This window comes from Variovorax sp. W1I1, assembly GCF_030815625.1.
GTDB classification, from domain to species: Bacteria; Pseudomonadota; Gammaproteobacteria; order Burkholderiales; family Burkholderiaceae_C; genus Variovorax; species Variovorax paradoxus_C.
Window position 1 is genome coordinate 5,575,694 of sequence record NZ_JAUSWZ010000001.1, and the last position, 23,710, is coordinate 5,599,403.

General features: G+C 66.8%; 23 protein-coding genes. 4 read left to right on the plus strand and 19 right to left on the minus strand.

What is annotated here, in order from left to right; all coding sequences use genetic code 11:
* Nucleotides 1–28 precede the first annotated feature (28 nt).
* Genes QFZ83_RS25910 through QFZ83_RS25920 form a run of 3 tightly spaced genes read left to right on the plus strand, consistent with a single transcriptional unit; the run spans nucleotide 29 to nucleotide 2,089 of the window.
* Nucleotides 29–628 (plus strand): LemA family protein, encoded by a 600-nt coding sequence (locus tag QFZ83_RS25910; RefSeq protein ID WP_307511174.1) that lies wholly within the window; start codon nucleotides 29–31, stop codon nucleotides 626–628.
* A gap of 13 nt (nucleotides 629–641) precedes the next feature.
* Entirely contained in the window at nucleotides 642–1,550 is a 909-nt protein-coding gene (locus QFZ83_RS25915; RefSeq protein WP_307511176.1) for a YgcG family protein, read from the plus strand.
* A 2-nt stretch (nucleotides 1,551–1,552) separates the two neighbouring features.
* Nucleotides 1,553–2,089, plus strand: a complete 537-nt coding sequence (locus tag QFZ83_RS25920) for a TPM domain-containing protein (protein WP_307511178.1) — start codon at nucleotides 1,553–1,555, stop codon at nucleotides 2,087–2,089.
* Nucleotides 2,090–2,133: 44 nt separating this feature from the next.
* On the opposite strand, the gene QFZ83_RS25925 is transcribed toward QFZ83_RS25920, so the two are convergent.
* Together QFZ83_RS25925 and pdeM are read right to left on the minus strand one after the other, a co-directional pair.
* Nucleotides 2,134–3,099: an IS110 family transposase gene (locus tag QFZ83_RS25925; RefSeq protein ID WP_013541048.1), complete on the minus strand. Its 966-nt coding sequence runs from the start codon at nucleotides 3,097–3,099 to the stop codon at nucleotides 2,134–2,136.
* Nucleotides 3,100–3,367: 268 nt separating this feature from the next.
* Nucleotides 3,368–4,051: a ligase-associated DNA damage response endonuclease PdeM gene (gene pdeM, locus QFZ83_RS25930; RefSeq protein ID WP_307511181.1), complete on the minus strand. Its 684-nt coding sequence runs from the start codon at nucleotides 4,049–4,051 to the stop codon at nucleotides 3,368–3,370.
* Nucleotides 4,052–4,128: 77 nt separating this feature from the next.
* Between pdeM and trxC the strand changes: the two genes are divergently transcribed.
* Nucleotides 4,129–4,575 (plus strand): thioredoxin TrxC, encoded by a 447-nt coding sequence (trxC, locus tag QFZ83_RS25935; protein ID WP_307511183.1) that lies wholly within the window; start codon nucleotides 4,129–4,131, stop codon nucleotides 4,573–4,575.
* 9 nt (nucleotides 4,576–4,584) lie between these two features.
* On the opposite strand, the gene QFZ83_RS25940 is transcribed toward trxC, so the two are convergent.
* From QFZ83_RS25940 to QFZ83_RS26020, 17 genes are all read right to left on the minus strand, one after another.
* Nucleotides 4,585–7,200: a ligase-associated DNA damage response DEXH box helicase gene (locus QFZ83_RS25940; RefSeq protein ID WP_307511185.1), complete on the minus strand. Its 2,616-nt coding sequence runs from the start codon at nucleotides 7,198–7,200 to the stop codon at nucleotides 4,585–4,587.
* Nucleotides 7,197–8,852, minus strand: a complete 1,656-nt coding sequence (locus QFZ83_RS25945; RefSeq protein ID WP_307511187.1) for an ATP-dependent DNA ligase — start codon at nucleotides 8,850–8,852, stop codon at nucleotides 7,197–7,199. The genes QFZ83_RS25940 and QFZ83_RS25945 overlap by 4 nt, the downstream gene beginning before the upstream one ends.
* Nucleotides 8,849–9,910, minus strand: coding sequence for a ligase-associated DNA damage response exonuclease (locus QFZ83_RS25950; RefSeq protein WP_373425133.1), 1,062 nt, complete (start codon nucleotides 9,908–9,910; stop codon nucleotides 8,849–8,851). The genes QFZ83_RS25945 and QFZ83_RS25950 overlap by 4 nt, the downstream gene beginning before the upstream one ends.
* Before the next feature lie 73 nt (nucleotides 9,911–9,983).
* Entirely contained in the window at nucleotides 9,984–10,505 is a 522-nt protein-coding gene (locus QFZ83_RS25955) for a DUF3617 family protein (protein ID WP_307511189.1), read from the minus strand.
* Between the two features lie 76 nt (nucleotides 10,506–10,581).
* Entirely contained in the window at nucleotides 10,582–11,241 is a 660-nt protein-coding gene (locus QFZ83_RS25960) for a phosphatase PAP2 family protein (protein WP_307511191.1), read from the minus strand.
* Nucleotides 11,242–11,323: 82 nt separating this feature from the next.
* The gene (locus QFZ83_RS25965) at nucleotides 11,324–12,490 is read right to left on the minus strand and encodes a Gfo/Idh/MocA family protein (protein ID WP_307511193.1); all 1,167 of its coding nucleotides are present in this window, start codon (nucleotides 12,488–12,490) and stop codon (nucleotides 11,324–11,326) included.
* A 62-nt stretch (nucleotides 12,491–12,552) separates the two neighbouring features.
* A complete protein-coding gene (locus QFZ83_RS25970; protein ID WP_306882566.1) occupies nucleotides 12,553–13,515 on the minus strand; it encodes a substrate-binding domain-containing protein in 963 nt (320 codons plus the stop codon).
* A 139-nt stretch (nucleotides 13,516–13,654) separates the two neighbouring features.
* Nucleotides 13,655–14,695 (minus strand): ABC transporter permease, encoded by a 1,041-nt coding sequence (locus QFZ83_RS25975; protein WP_307511195.1) that lies wholly within the window; start codon nucleotides 14,693–14,695, stop codon nucleotides 13,655–13,657.
* Complete coding sequence (locus QFZ83_RS25980; protein ID WP_307511197.1) at nucleotides 14,655–16,196, minus strand: sugar ABC transporter ATP-binding protein; 1,542 nt, start codon at nucleotides 16,194–16,196, stop codon at nucleotides 14,655–14,657. Before QFZ83_RS25980 ends, QFZ83_RS25975 begins: the two co-directional genes overlap by 41 nt.
* Entirely contained in the window at nucleotides 16,193–17,362 is a 1,170-nt protein-coding gene (locus QFZ83_RS25985; protein ID WP_306882644.1) for an ROK family protein, read from the minus strand. Before QFZ83_RS25985 ends, QFZ83_RS25980 begins: the two co-directional genes overlap by 4 nt.
* A gap of 239 nt (nucleotides 17,363–17,601) precedes the next feature.
* Nucleotides 17,602–18,021, minus strand: coding sequence for a F0F1 ATP synthase subunit epsilon (locus QFZ83_RS25990; protein ID WP_013543863.1), 420 nt, complete (start codon nucleotides 18,019–18,021; stop codon nucleotides 17,602–17,604).
* A gap of 22 nt (nucleotides 18,022–18,043) precedes the next feature.
* The gene (atpD, locus tag QFZ83_RS25995; RefSeq protein ID WP_307511199.1) at nucleotides 18,044–19,444 is read right to left on the minus strand and encodes a F0F1 ATP synthase subunit beta; all 1,401 of its coding nucleotides are present in this window, start codon (nucleotides 19,442–19,444) and stop codon (nucleotides 18,044–18,046) included.
* Nucleotides 19,445–19,577: 133 nt separating this feature from the next.
* Nucleotides 19,578–19,970, minus strand: coding sequence for a hypothetical protein (locus QFZ83_RS26000; protein WP_307511200.1), 393 nt, complete (start codon nucleotides 19,968–19,970; stop codon nucleotides 19,578–19,580).
* Nucleotides 19,971–20,064: 94 nt separating this feature from the next.
* Nucleotides 20,065–20,940, minus strand: a complete 876-nt coding sequence (gene atpG, locus QFZ83_RS26005) for a F0F1 ATP synthase subunit gamma (RefSeq protein ID WP_280811931.1) — start codon at nucleotides 20,938–20,940, stop codon at nucleotides 20,065–20,067.
* 33 nt (nucleotides 20,941–20,973) lie between these two features.
* The gene (gene atpA, locus QFZ83_RS26010; RefSeq protein WP_093443448.1) at nucleotides 20,974–22,587 is read right to left on the minus strand and encodes a F0F1 ATP synthase subunit alpha; all 1,614 of its coding nucleotides are present in this window, start codon (nucleotides 22,585–22,587) and stop codon (nucleotides 20,974–20,976) included.
* A 48-nt stretch (nucleotides 22,588–22,635) separates the two neighbouring features.
* Nucleotides 22,636–23,166 (minus strand): F0F1 ATP synthase subunit delta, encoded by a 531-nt coding sequence (locus QFZ83_RS26015; RefSeq protein WP_307511202.1) that lies wholly within the window; start codon nucleotides 23,164–23,166, stop codon nucleotides 22,636–22,638.
* Nucleotides 23,167–23,174: 8 nt separating this feature from the next.
* Nucleotides 23,175–23,645, minus strand: coding sequence for a F0F1 ATP synthase subunit B (locus tag QFZ83_RS26020; RefSeq protein ID WP_007830193.1), 471 nt, complete (start codon nucleotides 23,643–23,645; stop codon nucleotides 23,175–23,177).
* Nucleotides 23,646–23,710 lie beyond the last annotated feature (65 nt).

A 23,710-nucleotide genomic window follows, 5' to 3' on the forward strand; every position in this document is an offset into this window, starting at 1 on the left:
TCCGCTTCTTCTCGCGGAGGTAATGCAAATGATGATGAAGCGCTGGTTCCTGATCCTCGCCGCGGCCGTTTCCCTGAGCGGATGCGGCTACAACGATTTCCAATCCCTCGACGAGGCCAGCAAGTCGGCCTGGAGCGAGGTGCTCAACCAGTACCAGCGGCGCGCCGACCTCGTGCCCAACATCGTCGCCACCGTGAAAGGTGAGGCCGGCTTCGAGCAGGACACGCTCACCAAGGTGATCGAGGCACGCGCCAAGGCCACCTCGATCCAGGTGACGCCCGAGACGCTCAACAACCCCGAGGCCTTCAACAAGTTCCAGCAGGCGCAGGGCGAGCTCTCCTCGGCGCTGTCGCGGCTGATGGTGGTGTCGGAGCGCTACCCCGAGCTCAAGGCCAACCAGGCGTTCCGCGACCTGCGCGTGACGCTCGAAGGCACCGAGAACCGCATCACCGTGGCGCGCAACCGCTACATCGAAAGCGTGCAGGAGTACAACGTGCTCGCGCGCAGCTTCCCCACCAACATCACCGCCAAGATCTTCAGCTACGCGCCGAAGCCCAACTTCTCGGTGCAGAACGAAGCGCAGATCTCGACACCACCCACGGTCGACTTCAGCGCCCCGAAGAAGTAAGCAAGAAGCACCGATGGCTGCAGCCCTGATCCGCCGCGCGCTGGCTGCAGTCTTCATCGCAGTCCTTGCGCTGCCTGCGCTGGCGCAAGGACTGCTGCCCGTGCCGACGCTCACCGCGCGCGTCATCGACCAGACCGGCACGCTCGACGCCGCGCAGCGCTCGGGTCTCGAGACCAAGCTCGCCGCCTTCGAGCAGCGCAAGGGCTCGCAGATCGTGGTGCTGATGGTGCCGACCACCCAGCCCGAGGACATCGCCAGCTACGCGCAGCGCGTCGGCGACGCCTGGAAGATCGGCCGCAAGGACGTGGGCGACGGCCTCCTCGTGATCGTCGCCAAGGATGATCGCAAGATGCGCATCGCCACGGCCAAGGCGCTCGAAGGCGCGGTGCCCGACCTCGCGGCGGTGCGGATCATCGACGAGGAGATGAAGCCGCGCTTTCGCAACAACGACTTCGCGGGCGGACTGAATGCGGCGGTGGACCGGATCATCGGACTGGTCGATGGCGAGCCGCTGCCGGAGCCTTCGCGCAGCAACAGCGGCAGCAACGGTTCAGGCGGCGACTTCGACTGGGAGAACCTCGCGATCTTCCTGTTCGTCGGCGTCTTCGTCGGCGCGCCGATCGTGCGCGCCATCCTCGGCAAGACGCTGGGCTCGGTCGTCATGGGCGGCGGCATCGGCGTGGTGGCGTTCTTTCTCACGACCAGCATGGTCATCGCGGTGATCGCCGGAATGATCGCGCTCATGGTCTCGCTGTTCACCGGTCTTGCCGGGTTCGGCGGGGGTCGCGGAGGCGGCGGCGGTGGCGGCTGGACCAGCGGCGGGGGCGGCGGATGGAGTGGTGGCGGCGGAGCCGGGGGCGGTGGCTTCAGTTCCGGCGGCGGTGGCAATTTCGGCGGCGGCGGCGCTTCGGGAGACTGGTGAACATGGCAACGGCAACTGCAGAACCCACGCTCTTCTCGAAGCTCGGCCGCATCTGGCGCCACCGTTGGACCGACGAAGCCGCGGTGCGCCGCGTGCTGCCGGCCGACGTGATGCAGCGCCTGGCGGCCCGCGTGGCCGCGAGCGAGCGGCGCCACAGCGGCGAGGTCCGCATCTGCGTCGAGGCGGGCCTGCCGATGTCGTACCTGTGGCGCCATGCGCCACCCAGGGAGCGCGCTGTCACGCTGTTCGGCAAGCTGCGCGTGTGGGACACCGAGCACAACAACGGCGTCCTGATCTATCTGCTGCTGGCCGAGCATGCGATCGAGATCGTGGCCGACCGTGGCATCGACTCGCGCGTGGACGATGCCGAGTGGGCTGCGATGGCGCAGCGCATGGGCGCAGCGTTTCGTGAGGGTCGCTTCGAGGATGGGCTCACGCAGGCGCTGGAAGAAATGTCGGCCTTGCTGGTGGCCCACTTTCCGCTGGCCGAGGACGAGGCCGACACCAACGAGCTGCCTGACGAGCCCGTGGTGCTCTGACTTTCTTTCTCCCTCCCGTTCCGGGGGAGCAACCGTGTCAATACCTACCGAGCAATCGGGTCAGTGCGCCAGGGCTGCTCGGACTTGAGCATGGCGTTGAGAATGACGAGCAGCTTGCGCATGCAGGCGGTGATGGCAACCTTGAAGGGCTTGCCGGCAGCGCGCAGGCGCTCGTACATCGCCTTGATCACGGGGTTGCATCGCGCTGCGCTGAGCGCGGCCATGTACAGCACGCAGCGCACGTCTGCGCGCCCGCCCTGGATGTACCTCTGGCCACGGCGCTTGCCGCTGTCGTCGGCAAACGGGGCGACGCCCGCCAGCGCAGCGATGCGCTTTCTCTCCAGCGTGCCCAGCTCGGGCATGCGGCTGAGCAAGGTGGTGATCGTCACCCGTCCCACGCCCGGCACGCTGTCCAGAAGGTCGTATTTGGGCCGATACAGAGGCGAGTCCTTCAAGCGCCCGTCCAGGTCACGCTCGATCTGCCTGATGCGTGCATCGAGCCACGCGATGTGCTCGCGCACGCTCTTGCGCGCAACCGGCTTGACCGTGGTCAGGCGCGCCTTCTCCTGCGCTCGCATCGCCACCAGTTGCGCGCGCCGGTCCACCAGCTCGGTAAGTTCCTGCTGCGCCTCGTCAGGCAGTGCATGCACCTGCGGGCGCATGCGTTGGGCAAATACCGCGAGCACCTGCGCGTCCAGCTTGTCGGTCTTGGCCAGGATGCCCGCGGCGCGGGCAAAGTCGCGCACCCGCTTCGGATTGACCACCGCCACGGGAACGCCGGCCAGGCACAACTGGCTTGCCAGCGCAGTTTCAAAGCCACCCGTGGCTTCCAGCACCACCAGCGTGGGTCGCAGCCGTTTGAGTTGCTCCACGAGAACGGCACGGGCACCATCCTCGTTGTCCACGCGCAAAGCAAATGCACTGGCTTCACCTGCAGCCAAGGCGGGCACTTGTGCCACGTCCAGCCAGGCCTTGCATACGTCGATACCGATAAAGATTTCGTCGTTCATGACACAGCGCCCTTCCTTGTGTTCGATGCGGTCTCTCAGACCTCACAACCGTTCGGGCTGTCTGTTCACTACGAACCGAGGTCGGCCGGCACGACCCTCGCTCCCCCTCGGTATGACCATGAAGGCCTACCCTGGGTCGATCGGCCTGTGCCGGCCAAGCGCTACTTTGCTACATACAAGGGCCGGGGTGGGGGCAGGCGGCGTATCCATTGAACGCTCTGTGCGCCCCCATCCCAACCTTCTCCCAGAGGGGGAAGGAGCAAAACCATCAATCCGATGGCGGCAGCGCCCACACGGTATCGCCACCCACTGCGTAGAAGCGCCGCTCCGGCGCGGTCTCCATCAACCAACCGCCCGTGAACTCGCCGAAGGCCGGCAGCACGGCCTGCCGCGCATCGCTCACGAAACAGGGCAGCCGCACGCTGTCGCGCCCCCGTCCGTAGAGCCGGCACGCCGGATGCAGGTGTCCCGCGAGCACGAAGTGCGTGGCGTGCGATTGCGGATGGTGGCAGCAGGCGAAGGGGCCGAGCAGGAACGGCTCGTCGACCACCTCGATGCCGAGCGCCGCCGGCGGATCGCCCGCGCGGCTGTCGTGGTTGCCGCGCACCAGCGTCATGGCAAGGCTGGCATTCGTGGCGCGCCAGGCTTCGAGCGCGGCCAGCACCTGCGGTGTGCGGGCCTGGGCCGCGTGCAGGAAATCGCCGAGAAAGACGATGTGCCCGGGCGCATGCGCCGCGATCAGGTCATCGAGCCGCGCGAGGTTCTCCTGCGTGGTGCCGCCCGGCACCGGCTGCCCCAGCGCGCGATAGGTCGCCGCCTTGCCGATGTGCAGATCGGCGATGAACAGCACGCGTCCGCCGGGCCACCAGAGCGCACGTTCGGGCAGCAGGTGCAGCAGCTCGCCGGCCCATTGGACAGCGAGCGTGGAGGCGGTAAGGTGCGAAGAAGTCACGGCCAAGGAGTGTCGCAAAAGACGCGCAAACCGGCCGCCACCTTGCAATTCAACCGGACGAGCCCCAGTTTTTCCTCATGACCGAATCGCCCCCGAAGCTCATCGTCTGCCCGCACTGCCACACGACCAACCGCGTGCGCGCGGAGCAGTTGGGCAGCGCACCCGACTGCGGCAGTTGCCACAAGGCGCTGTTCACCGGCCACTCCACCGCGCTCCCGGATGCGGCCACCTTCGACCGCCACATCGCACGCAACGAGATTCCGGTGCTGGTCGATTTCTGGGCGCCGTGGTGCGGCCCCTGCCGCCAGATGGCGCCGGGCTACGAACAGGCCGCGGCCCAGCTCGAACCCCATGTGCGCCTCGCCAAGGTGGACACCGAGGCCGTGCCCGCGCTCGGCGCGCGCTTCAACATCCGCAGCATCTCGACGCTGGCGTTGTTCCGCGGCGGCCGCGAAGTGGCACGGCAGGCCGGCGCGATGGGCGCGGCGGACATCGTGCGGTGGGTGAAAGCAAACGGCGGCTGATCGATCGGCTCACAGCGGCGGCAGCGGCCTTGACGGCCGCCTCCGCTCGCGCCGTGGCTTGGGCGGCGACTTGCCTGGCCCCTCCTGCCCGAACGCCAGCGTGCTCTTCACGCGCTCCACACCACCGGCCGTGACCACGCCGCCCGCGGCCTTTTCGAGTTGCTCGACCATGCGCGCGATGCGGTCGGCCACGTTCTCGTTCGACAGCTTCTCGCGGAACAGCTCGACCATCAGCGGAAACGAAAACGGCGTCGGCCGCTCGAGCGGCTTCAGCACGAGTTGCTGCGTGGCCATGCGCTCCAGGCTCGCACGCAGGCGTCCGATTTCCAGCTCCTGCGACAGCAGTTCCTTCTCGGCCTGCAGCAGCAGCTTGTTCGACGGGTCGTACTTGCGAAACACCTCCCAGAACAACGACGACGACGCCTGCAGCTGCCGGCTGCTGCGCTTCTCGCCCGGATAGCCCTGGAAGATCAGCCCCGAGACGCGCGCGATCTCGCGAAATCGCCGCTGCGCGAGTTCGCCCGCGTTGAGCGAGGCCAGCACCTCGTGCAGCAGCGCCGTGTGCGCGTCGGTGTTGCCGTCGCCTTCCGGCAGGCGCAGCACCTGCGGCAGCAGCGCGGGCCAGTCGACCTCGGTCGCACTCAGCAGTTCGAAGCCGTAGTCGTTGACGGCGATCGAGAAGGTGCGCGCCTCGTGCTGCGCGACGCGCCAGGCCAGCAGGCTCGCAAGCCCCAGGTGCACGTGCCGGCCGGCAAACGGATAGAGAAAGAGATGCGAGCCCTCGCGCGTCTTCAGCGTCTCGGCGAGCAGCGTCTGCGGTGTCGGAAGCGCCGACCACTGCTGCTGGATTTCGAGCAGCGGCCGCACGCACTGCAGCTCGGGCGAGTCGTAGTGCGCCTCGCCCGCCCGCGCGAGCTGCTGCACCACCGCATCGGCCAGCGTGTTCGACAGCGGCATGCGCCCGCCGTTCCAGCGGGGCACCGCGGCGCGCTTGCCGGTGGCGCGTCGCACCCACGCCGTCATGTCGTGGATGCGCACGAGTTCGAGCAGGCGGCCGCCGAACAGGAAGCAGTCACCCGGCTTCATGCGCGCGACGAAACCTTCTTCGACGCTGCCGATCTTCGCGCCGCCCAAGTACTGCACCGCCATGCTCGCATCGCTCACGATGGTGCCGATGTTCATGCGATGGCGCCGCGCGAGCCGCGCATCGGGCACGCGCCACACGCCCTCTGCATCGGGCACGACGCGCTTGTAGTCCGGGTACGCCGCAAGCGACGGGCCGCCCTGCGAGACGAAGTCGAGGCACCACTGCCAGCTCTCGCGCGAGAGCGATGCATAGGCCGCTGTACCGCGCACTTCCTCGTAGAGATCGTCGGGCACGAAGCCACCGCCGAGCGCCACGGTCACCAGGTGCTGCACCAGCACATCGAGCGGCTGGTCGGGCGAATGGCGCGCCTCGATGTGTCCTTCTGCAATCGCGGTGCGCGCGGCCGCGCCCTCCACCATCTCGATGCTGTGCGTGGGCACGAGGGTGATGCGCGACGGCCGCCCCGGCGCATGGCCCGAACGGCCCGCGCGCTGCAGCAGCCGCGCCACGCCCTTGGGCGAGCCGATCTGCAGCACGCGCTCGACCGGCAGGAAATCCACGCCCAGGTCCAGGCTCGAAGTGCACACCACTGCCTTGAGCTCGCCGCTCTTCAAACCCAGCTCGACCCATTCGCGCACTGCGCGGTCGAGCGAACCGTGGTGCAGCGCAATGGTGCCGGCCCACTCGGGCCTGGCTTCGAGCATCGCCTGGTACCAGATCTCGGCCTGTGAACGCGTGTTGGTGAAGACCAGCGTCGTGCTGCTCGCGGCGATCTCCTCGATCACCTGCGGCAGCATCGTGAGGCCGAGGTGACCGCCCCACGGAAAGCGTTCGGCGCGGCCGGGCAGCAGCGAATCGATGACAAGCTTCTTCGGCACTTGGCCCTGCACGAGCACGCCATCGCCGTTACCCAGCAGCGAACGCATCGCCTCCTGCAGATTGCCGAGCGTGGCCGACATCCCCCAGACCGCGAGGCCCGGGTTCCATCGCCTGAGCCGCGCGAGCGCGAGCTGCACCTGCACGCCGCGCTTGTTGCCGAGTAGCTCATGCCACTCGTCGACGACGACCATCTTCACGCGGCCCAGCACAACGCTGGCATCGGCGCGTGCGAGCAACAGCGAGAGGCTTTCGGGCGTGGTGACGAGCACGGTCGGCAGCCGTTCGTTCTGCGCGCTGCGCTCGGCCGACGAGGTGTCGCCGCTGCGCGCGCCGGCGCTCCACGGATGCACCTCGGCGCCGAGGGCTTCGAGCGGCTGCTTCAACGCACGCAGCGTGTCGGCAACGAGCGCACGCATGGGCGTGAGCCACAGCACCGTGAGCGGCGGTGCGGCGGGCCGTGCGGTTTCCTTGCGCGCCTGCGAGAAGACCTGCAGCGCGCCGAGCCACACCGCATAGGTCTTGCCCGCGCCGGTGGTCGCATGCAGCATACCGGACTTGCCGTCGGCAACGGCCTTCCATACTTCGCGCTGGAACTTGAACGGCTTCCACTCCCGCGCGGCAAACCACGCATCGAGCGCCGCCTTCACCGCCTTGTTCATGACGGCAGCAACGCAGCCAGCGTCTGCAGCGTGTCGGCTTCCGCCACCGGCTTGTCTTCCCGCCAACGCAGCATGCGCGGAAACCGCACCGCGATGCCGCTCTTGTGCCGCGTACTGCGTGCGATGCCTTCGAACCCCAGCTCGAACACCAGCGTCGGCTTCACGCTCTTCACCGGCCCGAAGCTCTCGACCGTGGTCTTGCGGATGATCGCGTCCACGCGCGCCATCTCCGCATCGGTGAGGCCGGAGTACGCCTTGGCGAACGGCACGAGCTTGCGGTCTTCCTGCTCCGGCGGGCCGTCCCACACCGCGAAGGTGTAATCGCTGAAGAGGCTTGCGCGGCGGCCGTGCCCGCGCTGCGCGTAGATGAGCACGGCATCGATGCTGAGCGGATCGATCTTCCACTTCCACCACACGCCCACGTCCTTCGTGCGGCCCACGCCGTACTGCGCGTCGCGGCGCTTGAGCATCATTCCTTCGACACCCATGGTGCGCGCCGCTTCGCGCTGCCGCGCGAGATCGCTCCAGTCGAGGCCGGTGAGCATCGGGCTGGGCAGCAGCGACGGATGCTGCATGCGCGTGACGAGGTCGTCGAGCAGCACGCGGCGCGCCGATTGAGGCTCTGCGCGCAGGTCGCGCCCTTCCCATTCGAGCAGGTCGTAGGCCAGCAGCACCACGGGGATGTCGCGCAGCAGCTTGGCGCCGAGCGTCTTGCGGCCGATGCGCTTCTGCAGTTCGGCGAAGGGCTGCACCTTGTCTTCACGCCACACGGCGATTTCGCCGTCGAGCACCGTGCCGTCGGGCAGCGCCTCGCCGAGCACCGCGAGTTCGGGGAAGCGGTCGGTCACCAGTTCCTCGCCGCGCGACCACAGCCACACCACGCCCGCGCGCTTGACGAGTTGTGCGCGGATGCCGTCCCACTTCCATTCCACGATCCAGTCGACCGGCGGGCCCAGCACCGCATCGAACTGTTCGAGCGGAATGTTGAACGGGTGCGCGAGGAAGAACGGGTACGGTTGCCCGCTGGTCTTCTGCACCTGCTCGGCATCGGACTCGGGCGCGATCAGCGTCGCGTAGTCGCCCGCTCGCGGCCGCGCGCCGATGTGCGTGTAGCCCATCAGCCGCTGTGCGACGCGCTTGGCATCGATGCCGCCCACGGCCGCGAGCGCCTGCGTGACCTGCAGCTTCGACACGCCGACACGGAACGCGCCCGTGATGAGCTTGAAGTACACCAGCCGCTCCTCGGCCGCGAGCTGACGCCACTGCGCGCGCAGTCGGTCCGCCAGTTCTTCCGGTGCGGTCTTCGCGGCCTCGCGCAGCGGCAGCAGGTGCTGCTCGACCCAGGCCGCGAGCCCGAGGTCGTGCACTTCGCTCGGCGGCGGCAGCAGGAGCGCGATGGTCTCGGCAAGATCGCCGACCGCGTCGTAGCTCTCGTCGAACAGCCACTCGGGCAGGCCCGCGGCTTCCTGCGCGAGGAGGCGCAGCAGCTTGGTGGGCACGAGCTGGCGCGGCTTGCCGCCCGCTAGGAAGTAGACGGCCCATGCGGCATCGGCCGCGTCGGCGTTGCGCAGGTAGCGCTGTAGCGCGGCCTGCTTCACGAGGTTCGACGTGCTCGCGTCGAGCTCTCGGTAGAGCGCGGCGAAGTCCTTCACTTCGCCTGCTCCTCGCCAGCGGCGAGTTCCGCGGCCGGGGCCTCCTGGTCGTCCTCGTCGCCGTACTCGGTCTTGAAGCCCTGCGCGTCGAGCCCGTTCTCCGTGAGCCATCGCACCATCACCTGCACGCTGCCGTGCGTGACGAACACGCGCTCGGCGCCCGTGCCCGCAATGGCCTGCTGCAGGCCAGGCCAGTCGGCGTGGTCGGACATGACGAAGCCGCGGTCCACGCCGCGCCGGCGCCGCGTGCCGCGCAGTTGCATCCAGCCGCTCGCGAAGGCATCGGCGTAGTTGCCGAAGCGCTTCATCCAAGGCGTGCCCTGCGCGGACGGCGGTGCGAGCACAAGGGAGCGCTTCAGCAGTGCCGCATCGACACCGGGATCGGTGACACGCACCGTTTCCGGCAGCACCACGCCCGCCGCCCGGTACACCGCGTTGAGCGGCTCGACCGCGCCATGAACGACGATCGGCCCGACCGACGCATCGACCCCGTGCAGGATGCGCTGCGCCTTGCCGAAGGCATAGCAGAACAGCACCGACGCGCGGCCGGCTTCCGCATTGGCGCGCCACCACGCGTCGATCTCAGCGAACAGCACGGCCTGCGTGGGCCAGCGGTAGATCGGCAGGCCGAAGGTCGATTCGGTGATGAAGGTGTCGCAGGGCACGGGCTCGAAGGGTGTGCAGGTGCCATCGGGCTCGGTCTTGTAGTCGCCCGAGGCCACCCACACGCGGCCGCCGTGTTCGAGCCGCACCTGCGCCGAGCCCAGCACATGGCCGGCCGGGTGCAGCGAGAGTCGCACGCCGTGGTGCTCGATGACCTCGCCGTAAGGCAGCGTCTGCAGGTCGATGTCGGCACCCAGCCGCGTGCGCAGCGTGCCGGCGCTGTCGGTGTGCGCGAGGTAATGCGCGTGGCCGATGCGGGCGTGGTCGGAATGCGCGTGCGTGATGACCGCGCGCGCCACCGGCCGCCACGGGTCGATGTAGAAATCGCCGGGCGGGCAATACAGGCCCTCGGGCCGGGCGACGACGAGATCCACCTTGTCGGGCATGGCCGCCATCGTAGGCTGGAGCGGGCGGCCGCGCTGCCGAACGGCGACCGCGAAGCGGTGTGGGCCGGCGCCTACTTGCCTGCTACTTCTTGCCGCGCGCGCCCATCATGTCGTTCACGTTCATCTTCATGCCGTTCATCACCATGTCCCCTGGCTTCTGGTCGGGCTTGCAGGGGCCGACCCAGCGGGCCTCCACGACGGTGGTGGCACCGGCGCGGCCCATGAGCGGCGGGCTGTAGGTGGACTTGCTCTCCAGGCGGTAGGCCGTGCTGAGGTCACCGGTCATCACGGCCTGCGAAGTGGCCGTGGTCTGGCCGATCTTGCAGACCGAGTCGATCACCAGCTTGCCGCCCTCCATGCGCATGTCCTGCTTGGCGCACATGTCCTTGCCCATGCCCTGGCCCATGTCGCGCAGCATCTTGTCGGTGGCGGCGTCGATGCATTGCTGGATGGCCTGGGGGCTCCCCTTGCTGCCGGGTCCGTCGCTGGTCTGCATTTCCCAGAGGCCCGGTTTGCGCGCGGGGTAGTCGAGGGCGAAGGCGGCGCCGGCGCCAAGGCCGGCGGCCACCATGCAGGCAGCGGCAACGGACGAACAAATCTTCATGAGGGCTCCTGCATCGGATGAAAGACGATGGCAGGTTGTACCGCAGGCGGCACGCCCGGCAAATACAACGGCCGGCCTACACCGCGCGCGCGCCCACGGGCTGCATGGCCACGCCGCGCTCGCGCGAGACGAAGCCGAGCGCGAGGCCCAGCGCCAGCCCGCCGAGCACGTCGATCAGCACATGCTGGCGCACCGCCATCGTCGAATACACGATGGCCACGGCCCATGCCACGTTGAAGAGGCGCAGCCATGCGGGCGCGCCGGCGTCGCGCAACTGGCGCGCGAGCACGATGCAGGCGAACACCGAGAACGACACGTGCAGCGACGGGAAGGCGTTGCCTGCCGAGTCGACCGTCTTCAGGAAATGCAGCGAGGTGCCCGGCGTGGCATCGATGGTGAAGTTCGGGATCGCCGTGGGCATGAACCAGAAGACGACCAGCGCAAGCGCCGTCATGGCCGCGCAGCCGAACGAGAAGCTCCACAGCTCGCGCTTGTCTTTGGCCAGCAGCACCGGCAGCGCGATGTAGCCCCAGAGCGAGAGATAGATGGGCAGCACCGCCGGCCAGAACGCGATCAGCCGGTCGAAGGCGGTGAGCGGCAGCACCCACGCCTGGCCCGCGTTCTTCATGATCCAGAAGTACAGCGGAAAGAAGCCGATGGTGGCGACCGTGTTGCCGACCAGCTTCAGCGGCCACAGCGTCTTGCAGCGCAGCCACAGGGCGCGCAGCCATTGCATGGAAGAGGATTCGTCCAAAGGGGAATGCGTCATGGATGCCGATGGCAGCGCGGCATGGCCTCGCGGGTGCGAGGCCGGCGCATCACCAGGGCGTCCACTTTAATTCGCTTTGGGCCGACGCCACCGTGCGCTCGATGAAGCGCACGCCGCGCGCGCCGTCTTCCACGCGCGGATAGTCCGCCGCGAGCGGATCGGCCGGCTGCCCCGCGAGCCGCGCGCGGATGTCCGCCGCCACGCCTGCGTAGATGTTGGCGAAAGCCTCGATGAAGCCTTCGGGATGCCCCGTCGGCAGCCGGCTCGCGCGCCGCGCCGCTTCGCACAGCCACGGCCCGCCGCGCGTGAAGATGCGCTTGGGCCCGTCGTGCGGCAGGTGCACCAGCTGGCTCGGCTGCTCCTGGTGCCATTCGAGCGTGCCGAGCGCGCCCGAGATGCGCAGGCGCAGGTCGTTCTCGAGACCGGTGCTGATCTGCGAGGCAATCAGCACACCGCGCGCACCGCCCTTGAAGCGCAGCAGCAGGCTGCCGTCATCGTCGAGCATGCGGCCCGGCACGTGCGCGGTGAGGTCGGCGCAGAGGCTTTCGATTTCGAGGCCCGTGATGCTCGCGACGAGGTTCTCGGCATGCGAGCCGATGTCGCCGATGGCGCCGGCCGCGCCGCTGCGCGCGGGGTCGGTGCGCCAGTCGGCCTGCTTGTTGCTGCCGCTGCCCTCGACGTGGCTCGCGAGCCAGCCCTGGTTGTATTCGACGACGATCTTGCGGATGTCGCCGAGTTGGCCCGAGCGCACCATCTCGCGCGCCTGCCGCACCATCGGGTAGCCGGTGTAGTTGTAGGTGACGCCGAACATCGTGCCCTGCTTCGCGACGGTGGCGACCAGCGCATCGGCCTGGTCGCGCGTGTGCACCAGCGGCTTGTCGCACACGACGTGAAAGCCCGCATCGGCGAACGCCTGCGCGACCGGAAAGTGCACGTGGTTCGGCGTGACGATCGAGACGAAGTCGATGCGCTCGTCCGCCGGGCGTTTCAGTTCGTCAGCCAGCAGCGTCTGCCAGTCGCCGTGGTTGCGGTCGTCGGCCAGGCCCAGGTCGCGGCCCGAGGCGCGCGCCTTGTCGGGACTCGACGAGAGCGCGCCCGCGACGAATTCGATCTGGCCGTCCAGCGCCATGGCCTTGCGGTGCACGGCGCCGATGAAGGCGTCGCGGCCGCCGCCGACCATGGCGTAGCGGAGCTTGCGAAGTGTTGTATCGGTCATGTCGAAGCGTTCCTGGAAACTGTTCCCTCTCCCCGAGGGGAGAGGGAGCGAGGCAGCCCCGTTCAGAAAGGCGAGTTCGGGTGGTAGAAGTCCTTGGCGTTTTCCTTGGTGATCAGCACCGAAGGAATGATCGTCGTCGCGGGCAGCTTCTCGCCCTTCAGGCGCGCTTCGGCGGTGAGCTTGATCGCGTCGTAGATGAATTTGGGCGAGTAGCTCACGTCGGCACCGATGCGCTTGTCCTTGCCATCCATGATGGTCTTGACCATGCCCTTGGCGCCCGCGCCGCCGAACACGATCTTGATGTCGTCGCGCTTGGCCTGCTCGATGGCCTTGAGCACGCCCACGGCCATGTCGTCGTCGGCCGCCCAGATCGCATCGATCTGCTTGAAGCGCGTGAGGTAGTCCTGCGTGACCTTGAAGGCGTCGTCGCGGTTCCAGTTGGCGTACTTGGCATCGAGCAGCTTGATGTCGGGGCTGCCCTTCAACACCGCGTTGAAGGCATCCATGCGCTCGTTGTCCAGCGTGGTGGCAATGCCGCGCAGCGCGACCACGTTGCCCTTGCCGCCGAGCGTCTTCACGATGTATTCGGCGGGGATCTTGCCGAAGGCGGTGTTGTCGCCGGCCACGTACGCATCCTGCGCACTGGTGTCGGTAAGGCCGCGATCGACCACGGTGACGTACGCGCCCTTGGCCTTGACCTGCGCGACCGGCTTGGTCAGCGCGGCCGATTCGAACGGGAACACGACCAGCGCGTTGATCTTGGTGACCGTCGACAAGTCCTGCAGCTGGTTGGCCTGTTCGGGCGCGTTGGCTGCGGTCTTGATCGTGATCTTCAGGTCCTTGTGTTCCTTCTCCAGGTCCTTCTTCGCCTGGTTGGCCCAGTAGTTGATGCCGCCCATGAAGCTGTGCGTCGCCGCGGGAATCGAAACGCCGAGGTTCACCTTTTCGGCGGCGAGCGCAGGCAGGCTCGCGAGCGCTGCGGCGGCGACCGCCGTGAGTGCGATGCGACGGGTGAAAGTTGTCATGCTGGATGTCTCCTCTTGGTGGGTGGAATGAAACGGGAAAAACTTTTGCGGCCGAGCGCCGGGCCGCCCCAAGCCGGCCGCGCCTCCCCCTCGGGGGGTGGAGTTACACGAGCGCAGCGAGTGAAAAGCCGGGGGGCCTTCATCGGCGTCCACGCTGCAGGAACGCGACGATGATGATGACGAAGCCCTGGACGGCAGCATTCAGGTACACGCTGATGATGCTAGTGAGGTTCAGGATATTGCTGATGACGGAGAGCAGGATCGCGCCCACCACCGTACCGGTGATGCTGCCCGCGCCGCCCTTGAGCGCCGTGCCGCCGACGATCACCGCGGCGATCGCCTCGAGCTCCCACAGGAGGCCCGTGGTCGGCGACGCCGAGCCCAGGCGCGGCACGTACAGCAGGGTCGCGATGCCCACGCACACGCCCAGCAGCACGTAGGTCATGATCTTCACGCGGTCGACGTCCACCGCCGCGTAGCGCGCCACCTGCTCGTTCGACCCGATGGCCTGCACATAGCGCCCGTAGGCCGTGCGGTTGAGGATCACGCCGCCGATGATCGCGACGATCACGAACACCCACACCGGCACCGGAATGCCCGCGAGGCTCGCGTAGTACACGGGCGCGTAGAGGTCCGACAGTTCGTTGTCGAGCGTGAGCGCACCGCCATCGGCAAAGTACGTGAGGTACGCGCGAAAGATGCCCAGCGTTCCGAGCGTCACGATGAAGGGCTCGATGCGTCCCTTGGTGATCAACAGGCCGTGCGCGAGGCCGAACACCGCGCCCAGCACGATGGCCAGCACCGCGCCCATCACCACCGCCAGCATCGGCGAGCCCGAGGCGGGGCCGGCCCAGTTGATAAACATGATCACGCTGCCCGCAATGAGCGCGGCCATCGAACCCACCGACAAGTCGATGCCGCCCGAGATGATCACGAAGCACATGCCCACCGCGATGATGCCGATGAAGGCCGTGCGCGTGAGCACGTTCATCGCGTTGTCGACGGTGGCGAAGTCGCTGTTGAGCAGCGTGCCCGCGATGCACAGCAGCACGAGCCCGATGACCGGGCCGAGGCCGTGCAGGCGCTCGGTCCAGCGCGGCTTGGCTTCGCTGCGGTGCGCGGCTGCTGCTGCTGCCGCCTCAGGCTGCTGCGACGGGGGAGTTTGCTGTTCCGGTGGCATGAGCGATGAGCTCCTCTTCAGTCAAATGGTCCGCGTCGAGCGTGGCAACCAGCTTGCCTGCGCGCATCACCGCGACGCGGTGGCACAGGCCGATCAGTTCCATCAGCTCCGACGAGACGACGATCACCGCGAGCCCTTCGCGGGCGAGTCGCTGGATCAGGAAATAGATGTCGCGCTTGGCGCCCACGTCCACGCCGCGCGTGGGCTCGTCGAGCACCACCACCTTGGGCTGCGGCTGCAGCACCTTGGCGAGCGCGAGCTTCTGCTGGTTGCCGCCCGAGAGCGACGACGCCTTCACATCGAGCGAGCCGGTGCGGATGCCGTAGTCCTTCACCGCCTCGGCCAATGCGCCGCGCTCGCCTTCGGGCTGCAGCCAAGGCTTGGCATAGCGCTCGAGCGCCATCAGCGTGAGGTTCTGGCGCAGGCCGAAGTCGACGTGCAGGCCCTTGCCCTTGCGGTCTTCGCTCAGGTACGTGAGGCCGTGCTTGGCGGCATCGCGCGGATTGCGCCAGCCCTTGTTGTGGGGCACGGGCTTGCCGAGCATCTCGACGCTGCCGCTCGCGGGGCGCAGGCCGAGCAGGCCTTCGAAGAGTTCGGTGCGGCCTGCGCCGACGAGGCCTGCGAAGCCGAGGATCTCGCCGGGGCGCACTTCGAAGCTCGCGTCCTGCGCCCAGCCGGGCACGGTGAAGTTGCGCACGCGCATGGCCGGCGCATCGGCGGCGACGACGAGGTCGCGCGGCGGGTAGAGGTCGGCGAGTTCGCGGCCCACCATCAGGTTCGCCATCTGGTGGCGCGTGACATCGGGCGTGAGCGCGCGGGCGACGAAGCGGCCGTCGCGCATGACGATCACCTCGTCGGTCACCTGCTCCACCTCATCGAGCTTGTGCGAGATGTAGACGATGGTCACGCCATCGGCGCGCAGCTGCGCGATGAGCTTGAACAGGCGCTCGGTCTCGCCGGGCGTGAGCGTGGCGGTGGGCTCGTCCATGATGAGCAGGCGCGCGCGGCGGGCGATGGCCTTGGCGATCTCGACAAGCTGCTTCTCGGCGACGATGAGCTTGCGCACCTTGGTGCGCGGATCGACCTGCAGGCCGACGGCGGCGAGCGCTGCGGCGGCATCGCGCTCCATCGAGGTGTCGTCGAGCAGCCAGCCCTTTTTCTTTTCATGGCCGAGGAAAATGTTCTGCGCAACGCTCAGGTCTTCGGCAAGGTTGAACTCCTGGTGGATCAGCACGATGCCCAGCGCTTCCGCATCGCGCGAGCTGGTGAACTGCTGCGGCTGGCCGTTGATGCGCAGCGCGCCGCCGGTGAGCGACTCGTAGCCCGCAAGGATCTTCATCAGCGTGGACTTGCCCGCGCCGTTCTCGCCGAGGAGGCCGTACACGCGGCCGGGCGCGAGCGCGAAGCTCACGCCGTGCAGCACCTGCACCGGGCCGAAGGCCTTCACCACGCCGTCGAACTCGACGGCGACGCTGCCCTTGGGGTTCTCTGCTCCGCTCATGGCGCCACTCCGCGAACTTTGAGGGTCTCGTGCATCGCGAGCACGCCGGCGCCGACGAGGCCGCCTTGCGTGCCGAGCGGCGTGTACTGGATCTCCAGGTGCCGCGTGGAGAGCGCCAGCGAGCGCTGGTACACGCTCTGCCGCACGGCCGCGAGAAACAGCGGCCCGATGCGCGTGATGCCGCCGCCGATGAACACATGCGACGGGTTGAAGAAATTGACGACCGACGCGAGCATCTGCCCGATCAGGCTGCCCGCTCGCTGGATGATGCCGTTGGCCGCGGTATCGCCGCCGCGGCTGGCCTGGCCCACGTCGATGGCGTCGATGCGGCCGTGCACGCGCAGGCATTCGGCCAGCACCTCGCTTTCGCCCGCCTCGGCCGCCTGCATCGCCATGCGCGTGATCGCCGGACCGGCTGCCATCGCCTCGACGCAGCCGAGGTTGCCGCAGTGGCAGAGCGGGCCCGCCTGGTCGACGCAGATGTGGCCCACGTCACCGGCCGAGCCCGCGGCGCCGCGGTACACCTCGCCGTGGCAGACGATGCCGCAGCCGATGCCGGTGCCGATCTTGATGACGAGGAAATTGGTGAGCGAGCGCTTCAGGCGCCACAGTTCGCCGAGCGCCATGAGGTTCACGTCGTTGTCGACGAAGACGGGGGCGGCGTAGTCCTCGCGCAGATAGTCGCGGATCGAGAAGCTGTCCCACGCCGGCATGAGCGGCGGGTTCACCAGTTGGCCGATCTCGAAGTTGACGGGGCCCGGTACCCCGATGCCGATGCCCAGCACGCTCTTCGCGCTGTGGCCGCAGCGGGCGAGCAGTTCGCGCATCAGCGTGCGCACGCGGGCCAGGACGACCGCGGGGCCGTCGCGCACGTCGGCCGGTTCGTCGTGCTGCGCGAGCACGGTGAGGTCGGGGCGCAGCACCGCGACGTCGAGGCTGGTGGCGCCGATGTCGATGCCGATGAGCACGCCGAGGCCGGCATGCAATTGAAGGTTTTCGGCACGGCGTCCGCCCGAAGAGCGCTGCAGGCCGGCTTCGGCCAGCAGCCCCTGGTCGACGAGCCCGGCGATCAGCGCATTGGCCTTGCTCTTGGAGAAGCCGAGCTGTTCGGCCATGGCGTGGCGCGAGCCGCCGGCCGACCAGAAGGTCGTTTCCAGCAACTGCATCTCATGAGCAGTGATGCCACTCCAGGGTGCCACGCGCTTGTCTCCGTGTTCTTTTTGCCTGCTCCGCAGCCTGGGGCTGTCGGGCGAACGCGAATACTAGGGGCAGGTCTTCAGCCGGACAAGGTCGAACTTCGACCAAGTTCAGATCGAAGATGGCTCGAAGCCTGCATCCAGACGCAAAAAAGCCGCCCGAAGGCGGCTTTTCCTGGGAAGAAGCGCTGGCGCGCTTGCTTGCTTACTTACTTCTTCTGGCGGTACTTGCGCAGCGCAGCGATCTGCGCAGCCATCACGGCCAGTTCGGATTGCGCCATCGCGATGTCGATGTCGCTCTTCGCGTTCTTCAGCGCTTCCTCGGCCGCGGCCTTGGCCACATTCGCCTTTTCGTCGTCGAGGTCCTTGCCGCGGATCGCGGTGTCGGACAGCACGGTGACGGCGTTCGGCTGCACTTCGAGAATGCCGCCGGCCACGAAGACGAACTCTTCGCCGCCGTCGGCCGTTTCGATGCGCACGGCACCGGGGCGGATGCGCGTGATCAGCGGGGTGTGGCGCGGATAGATGCCGAGCTCACCGGCTTCACCGGGCAGCGCGACGAACTTGGCTTCGCCCGAGAAGATCGACTCTTCCGCGCTGACCACGTCGACGTGAATGGTGTTTGCCATCTGAGTTCCTATCTATGCCGCCTCAAGCGACCTTCTTGGCTTTTTCGAACGCTTCGTCGATCGTTCCAACCATGTAGAACGCTTGTTCCGGCAGGTGGTCGGCTTCGCCGTTCACGATCATCTTGAAACCACGGATGGTTTCGGCCAGCGGCACGTACTTGCCAGGCGAGCCCGTGAACACTTCGGCCACGTGGAACGGCTGCGACAGGAAACGCTGGATCTTGCGGGCGCGGGCCACGGCGAGCTTGTCGTCGGGAGCCAGTTCGTCCATGCCCAGAATCGCGATGATGTCGCGCAGTTCCTTGTAGCGCTGCAGCGTGCCTTGCACGGCGCGGGCCACGTTGTAGTGCTCTTCGCCGACCACGTTCGGGTCGAGCTGACGCGAGGTCGAGTCCAGCGGGTCCACGGCGGGGTAGATACCGAGCGAAGCGATGTCACGCGACAGCACCACGGTCGAGTCCAAGTGGGCGAAGGTGGTGGCGGGCGACGGGTCGGTCAAGTCATCCGCCGGCACGTACACGGCCTGGATCGAGGTGATCGAGCCGACCTTGGTCGAGGTGATCCGCTCTTGCAGGCGACCCATTTCCTCGGCCAAGGTGGGCTGGTAGCCCACGGCGGAAGGCATACGGCCCAGCAGCGCCGACACTTCGGTACCGGCCAGCGTGTAGCGGTAGATGTTGTCCACGAAGAACAGCACGTCACGGCCTTCGTCGCGGAACGACTCGGCGATGGTCAGGCCGGTCAGCGCCACGCGCAGACGGTTGCCCGGGGGTTCGTTCATCTGGCCGTAGACCATGGCCACCTTCGACTCGGGCAGGTTGTCCAGGTTCACCACGCCGGAGTCGGCCATCTCGTGATAGAAGTCGTTGCCTTCGCGGGTACGTTCACCCACACCGGCGAACACCGACAGACCCGAGTGAGCCTTGGCGATGTTGTTGATGAGTTCCATCATGTTCACGGTCTTGCCCACGCCGGCGCCGCCGAACAGGCCCACCTTGCCGCCCTTGGCGAACGGGCATACCAGGTCGATCACCTTGATGCCGGTTTCCAGCAGGTCTTGCGAAGGCGACAGTTCGTCGTACGCAGGGGCCTTGCGGTGGATGGAGGCGGTGAGCTCCTGGCTCACTTCGCCGCGCTCGTCGATCGGACGGCCGAGCACGTCCATGATGCGACCGAGCGTGGCCTTGCCGACGGGCACCGTGATGGCGGCACCGGTGTTGGTCACGATCAGGCCGCGACGCAGGCCGTCGGACGAACCCAGCGCGATGGTGCGCACCACGCCGTCGCCCAGCAGCTGCTGAACTTCGAGGGTCAGTCCGCCGCCTTCGAATTTCAAGGCGTCATACACCTTGGGCATCTGGTCACGCGGGAACTCCACGTCGACCACGGCGCCGATACATTGGACAATTTTTCCTTCAGCCATGGCGTTTCCTTCTGGATGGATCTCAATAAATTTGCGACAGGTTCTTGCAGAAGCGTCCTGGTGCCAAAACGGGCCGCTTTTGCAAGAATGCCGGACGGGCCGGCACCCTTGAGAACTAATGCTTCAGTTCAGATCAGCACTTCATGGCCGTCGCTTGTGCAGCGAAAGCGTCCGAAGCGGCCTTGCAAGCCTGGCCCAGGGCCGCCTTGTCGGCGCCCATCGAAGCCCAGGTGGCCTTGGTCTGGTCGAGGCTGGCCTTCATCGCATCGGCGGCAGCGCCGCTTTGTGCGCCCACGCAGGTCTGAACCTTCGCCAGGTAGTCGTTGCACTCTTGTGGCAGGTCCGCGGCCGATGCCGTCGGGGCTGCAGCAGCAGGTGCTGCGGCGGCCGGCGCCGATGCCGGAGCGGCAGGAGCGGGCGCAGCAGGTGCAGCGGCAGGAGCCGGAGCAGCAGCGGGCGCTTCTTCCTTCTTGGAGCAAGCAGTCAGAGCGGCAGCAACAGCCACCAGAACGAGAAGTTTCTTCATGTGCGCAAAGTCCCCTAAAAAATAGGCCTGTGTTATCGGACGCGCAGCGCGCGCCCGTTCGGCAATGTGGCCCGTTGCATCGCCTTGATCAAACTCAAACCCCGGCGGCCGCCGCTGCGCCCGACACGATTTCCGACAGCTCTTTCGTGATGCCGGCTTGGCGGGTCTTGTTGTAGACCAACTTCAGCTCGCTGATCACGTTGCCTGCATTGTCGGTGGCAGCCTTCATGGCCACCATCCGCGCCGAATGCTCGGACGCCATGTTCTCGGCCACGGCCTGGTAGACCAGCGACTCCACATAGCGAACCAGCAGCTCGTCGATCACGCTTTGCGCATCGGGCTCGTAGATGTAGTCCCACGAATGCTGGCCTTCCTCGACCTTGAGCGAGTCTGCAGCCAGCGGCAGCAGCTGCTCGACGAGCGGCTCCTGCTTGATCGTGTTGATGAACTTCGTGTAGCACAGGTACACGGCCGAGAGCTTGCCTTCCGCGTAAGCGTCGAGCAGCGTCTTGACCGGGCCGATGAGCTTGTCCAGGTGGGGCGTGTCACCCAGGTGGGTGACGTGCGCGACCACGCGGGCGCCGATGCGGTTCAGGAAGCCGAGGCCCTTGCTGCCGATGGCGACCGACTCGATGGCCACGCCAGCGGCCTGCGCTTCGCGCAGCTTGATCGTCACGGCGCGCAGCAGGTTGGTGTTCAAGCCACCGCACAGACCCTTGTCGCTCGTCACGATGATGAAGCCGATCGCCTTGGCGTCGCTCTTCTTCATGAATGCGTGCGTGTACTCGGGGTTCGCCTTGCCGAGGTTGGCCGCAATGTTGCGGATCTTCTCGCTGTAGGGGCGGGCGGCACGCATGCGCTCTTGCGCCTTGCGCATCTTGGAAACCGAGACCATTTCCATGGCCTTGGTGATCTTCTTGGTGTTTTCCACCGATTTGATCTTGCCGCGGATTTCCTTACCAGCTGCCATATGAACTCCTTCTTGCGTCGGTCAAGGGGTCGATCAGGCGAACGACTTCTTGAACGAGGTGGCGGCTGCCAGCAGTTCGGCTTCGGCGTCCTGGCAAACCTTCTTGAAGGCTTGCTTCTCGGCGCTGTCGTCCGGCTTGGCGGGCTTCACGTCCCACTTGGCGCCATTCTTTTCCATGGTCTCGAGCAGGGCAGCGTGGCTCGACTTCAGCAGCTGGTGGAAGCCGTGTTCGAACGAGAGCACCTTCTTGACGTCGATGTCGTCCATGAAGCCCTTGTTCACTGCGAACAGCGTGGCATTCATCAGCGAGATCGGCAGCGGGCTGTACTGGGTCTGCTTGAGCAGTTCCGTCACGCGCGCACCGCGGTCGAGCTGCTTGCGGGTGGCTTCGTCCAGGTCGGAAGCGAATTGCGCGAACGCAGCCAGTTCACGGTACTGGGCCAGGTCGGTACGGATACCGCCCGACTGGTTCTTGATCAGGTTGGTCTGCGCCGACGAACCCACGCGCGACACCGAGATACCGGCGTTGATGGCGGGGCGGATGCCGGCGTTGAACAGGCTGGTTTCCAGGAAGATCTGGCCGTCGGTGATCGAGATCACGTTGGTCGGAACGAAGGCGGACACGTCGCCGGCTTGCGTTTCGATGATCGGCAGCGCCGTCAGCGAACCGGTCTTGCCCTTGACTTCACCCTTGGTGAAGGCTTCGACGTAGTCGGCATTCACGCGGGCTGCGCGTTCGAGCAGGCGACTGTGGAGATAGAACACGTCGCCGGGGTAGGCTTCGCGGCCTGGCGGGCGACGCAGCAGCAGCGACACCTGACGGTAGGCCACAGCTTGCTTGGACAGGTCGTCATAGACGATCAGGGCGTCCTGGCCGCGGTCGCGGAAGTATTCGCCCATCGTGCAGCCCGAGTAGGCCGACACGTACTGCATGGCTGCCGATTCGGAGGCCGATGCGGCCACGACGATGGTGTAGTCCATCGCGCCGGCTTGTTCGAGGGAGCGCACCACGTTCTTGATCGACGAAGCCTTCTGGCCGATCGCAACGTAGACGCAGGTCATGTTCTGACCCTTCTGGTTGATGATCGCGTCGATCGCCACGGCGGTCTTGCCGGTCTGGCGGTCGCCGATGATCAGCTCACGCTGGCCACGGCCGACGGGCACCATCGAGTCGATGGACTTCAGGCCGGTCTGCATCGGCTGGTCCACGGACTTACGTGCGATCACGCCGGGAGCGACCTTTTCGATCACGTCGGTCATCTTGGCGTTGATCGGACCCTTGCCGTCGATCGGCTGGCCCAGTGCGTTCACCACGCGGCCGATGAGCTCGGGGCCCACGGGCACTTCCAGGATGCGGCCCGTGCACTTGACGGTGTCGCCTTCGGAGATGTGCTCGTACTCGCCCAGAATCACGGCGCCGACCGAGTCGCGCTCCAGGTTCAGCGCGAGGCCGAACGAGGGGGTGCCGTCCGCCGTGGGCGGGAATTCAAGCATTTCGCCCTGCATCGCGTCGGACAGGCCGTGCACGCGCACGATGCCGTCGGTCACCGAAACCACGGTGCCCTCGTTGCGGATGTTGGCGCTGACCCCAAGGCCCTCGATGCGGCTCTTGATCAGTTCGGAAATTTCTGCGGGATTGAGTTGCATGACTCTTTCCTTCTTTCTTTGAGGCTACAAGTAGAGGGCTGAAGACCGTCAGGCCGCCAGCGCAACTTTCATTTGTTCAAGGCGCGCTTTGACGGAGGTGTCGAGCACCTCGTCGCCGACCACCACACGAATGCCGCCGATCAGTTCCGGATCCTGCTGGACCGTGACCTGCAGCTTGCGGCCGAAACGCTTTTCGAGCGCAGCCGACACGTTGGCCAGGGCCGCGGCATCGATCGGGAAGGCGCTGTAGACCACGGCGTCGGACGAACCGCTCTTCACGTTGGCCAGTGCCCGGAACTGCTTCGCAATTTCCGGCAGCACCGAAAAACGCCCGTTCTCCAGGAGCGCACCCAGGAAGTTCTGGGCATGGGCGGGCAACGGCGCACCGAAGGCACCGGCGACCACACCGAGAACCTGTTCGGCCGTGGCCTTGGGGTTGTCGGCGAATTGCTGGAGCTCGGGGTTGGCCGCAATGGCGGCAACCTTGTCGAGCCAGGCGCTGGTTGCGGCAACATCGGACGACGAGGCCTTGAAGAGCGCCTCGGCGTAGGGACGTGCAATGGTGGCGAGTTCTGCCATGGCTTCTATCAGAGTTCGGTCTGCAGACGGGCGAGCAAATCGGCGTGAACGCCCGCATTCACTTCCTTGCGCAGAATCTGCTCTGCGCCCTTGACGGCCAGTGCGGCAACCTGCTCACGCAGGGCTTCACGGGCCTTCAGTGCCTGCTGGTCGGCTTCGACGCGGGCAGCCGCAACGATCTTGTTGCCTTCTTCGGTCGCACGGGCCTTGGCCTCTTCAACGATGGCCTGGGCGCGACGTTCGGCGTCGGCAAGACGTTGTGCGGACTCGTTGCGTGCCTGACCCAGCTCGGCTTCCACGCGCTTGTTGGCGGCGGACAGCTCGGACTTGGCCTTGTCGGCGGCAGCGAGGCCTTCGGCGATCTTCGCAGCGCGGTCGTCCAGCGCCTTCGCGATCGGCGGCCACACGAACTTCATCGTGAACCCGACCAGGATCAGGAACACGATCATCTGAACGATCAGGGTACCGGTAATGCTCACTTTTCACCCTCTCTTTGGGATTGAATGCGAAGCCATTCCACAGAAGGGAACGACGACACGGGTCC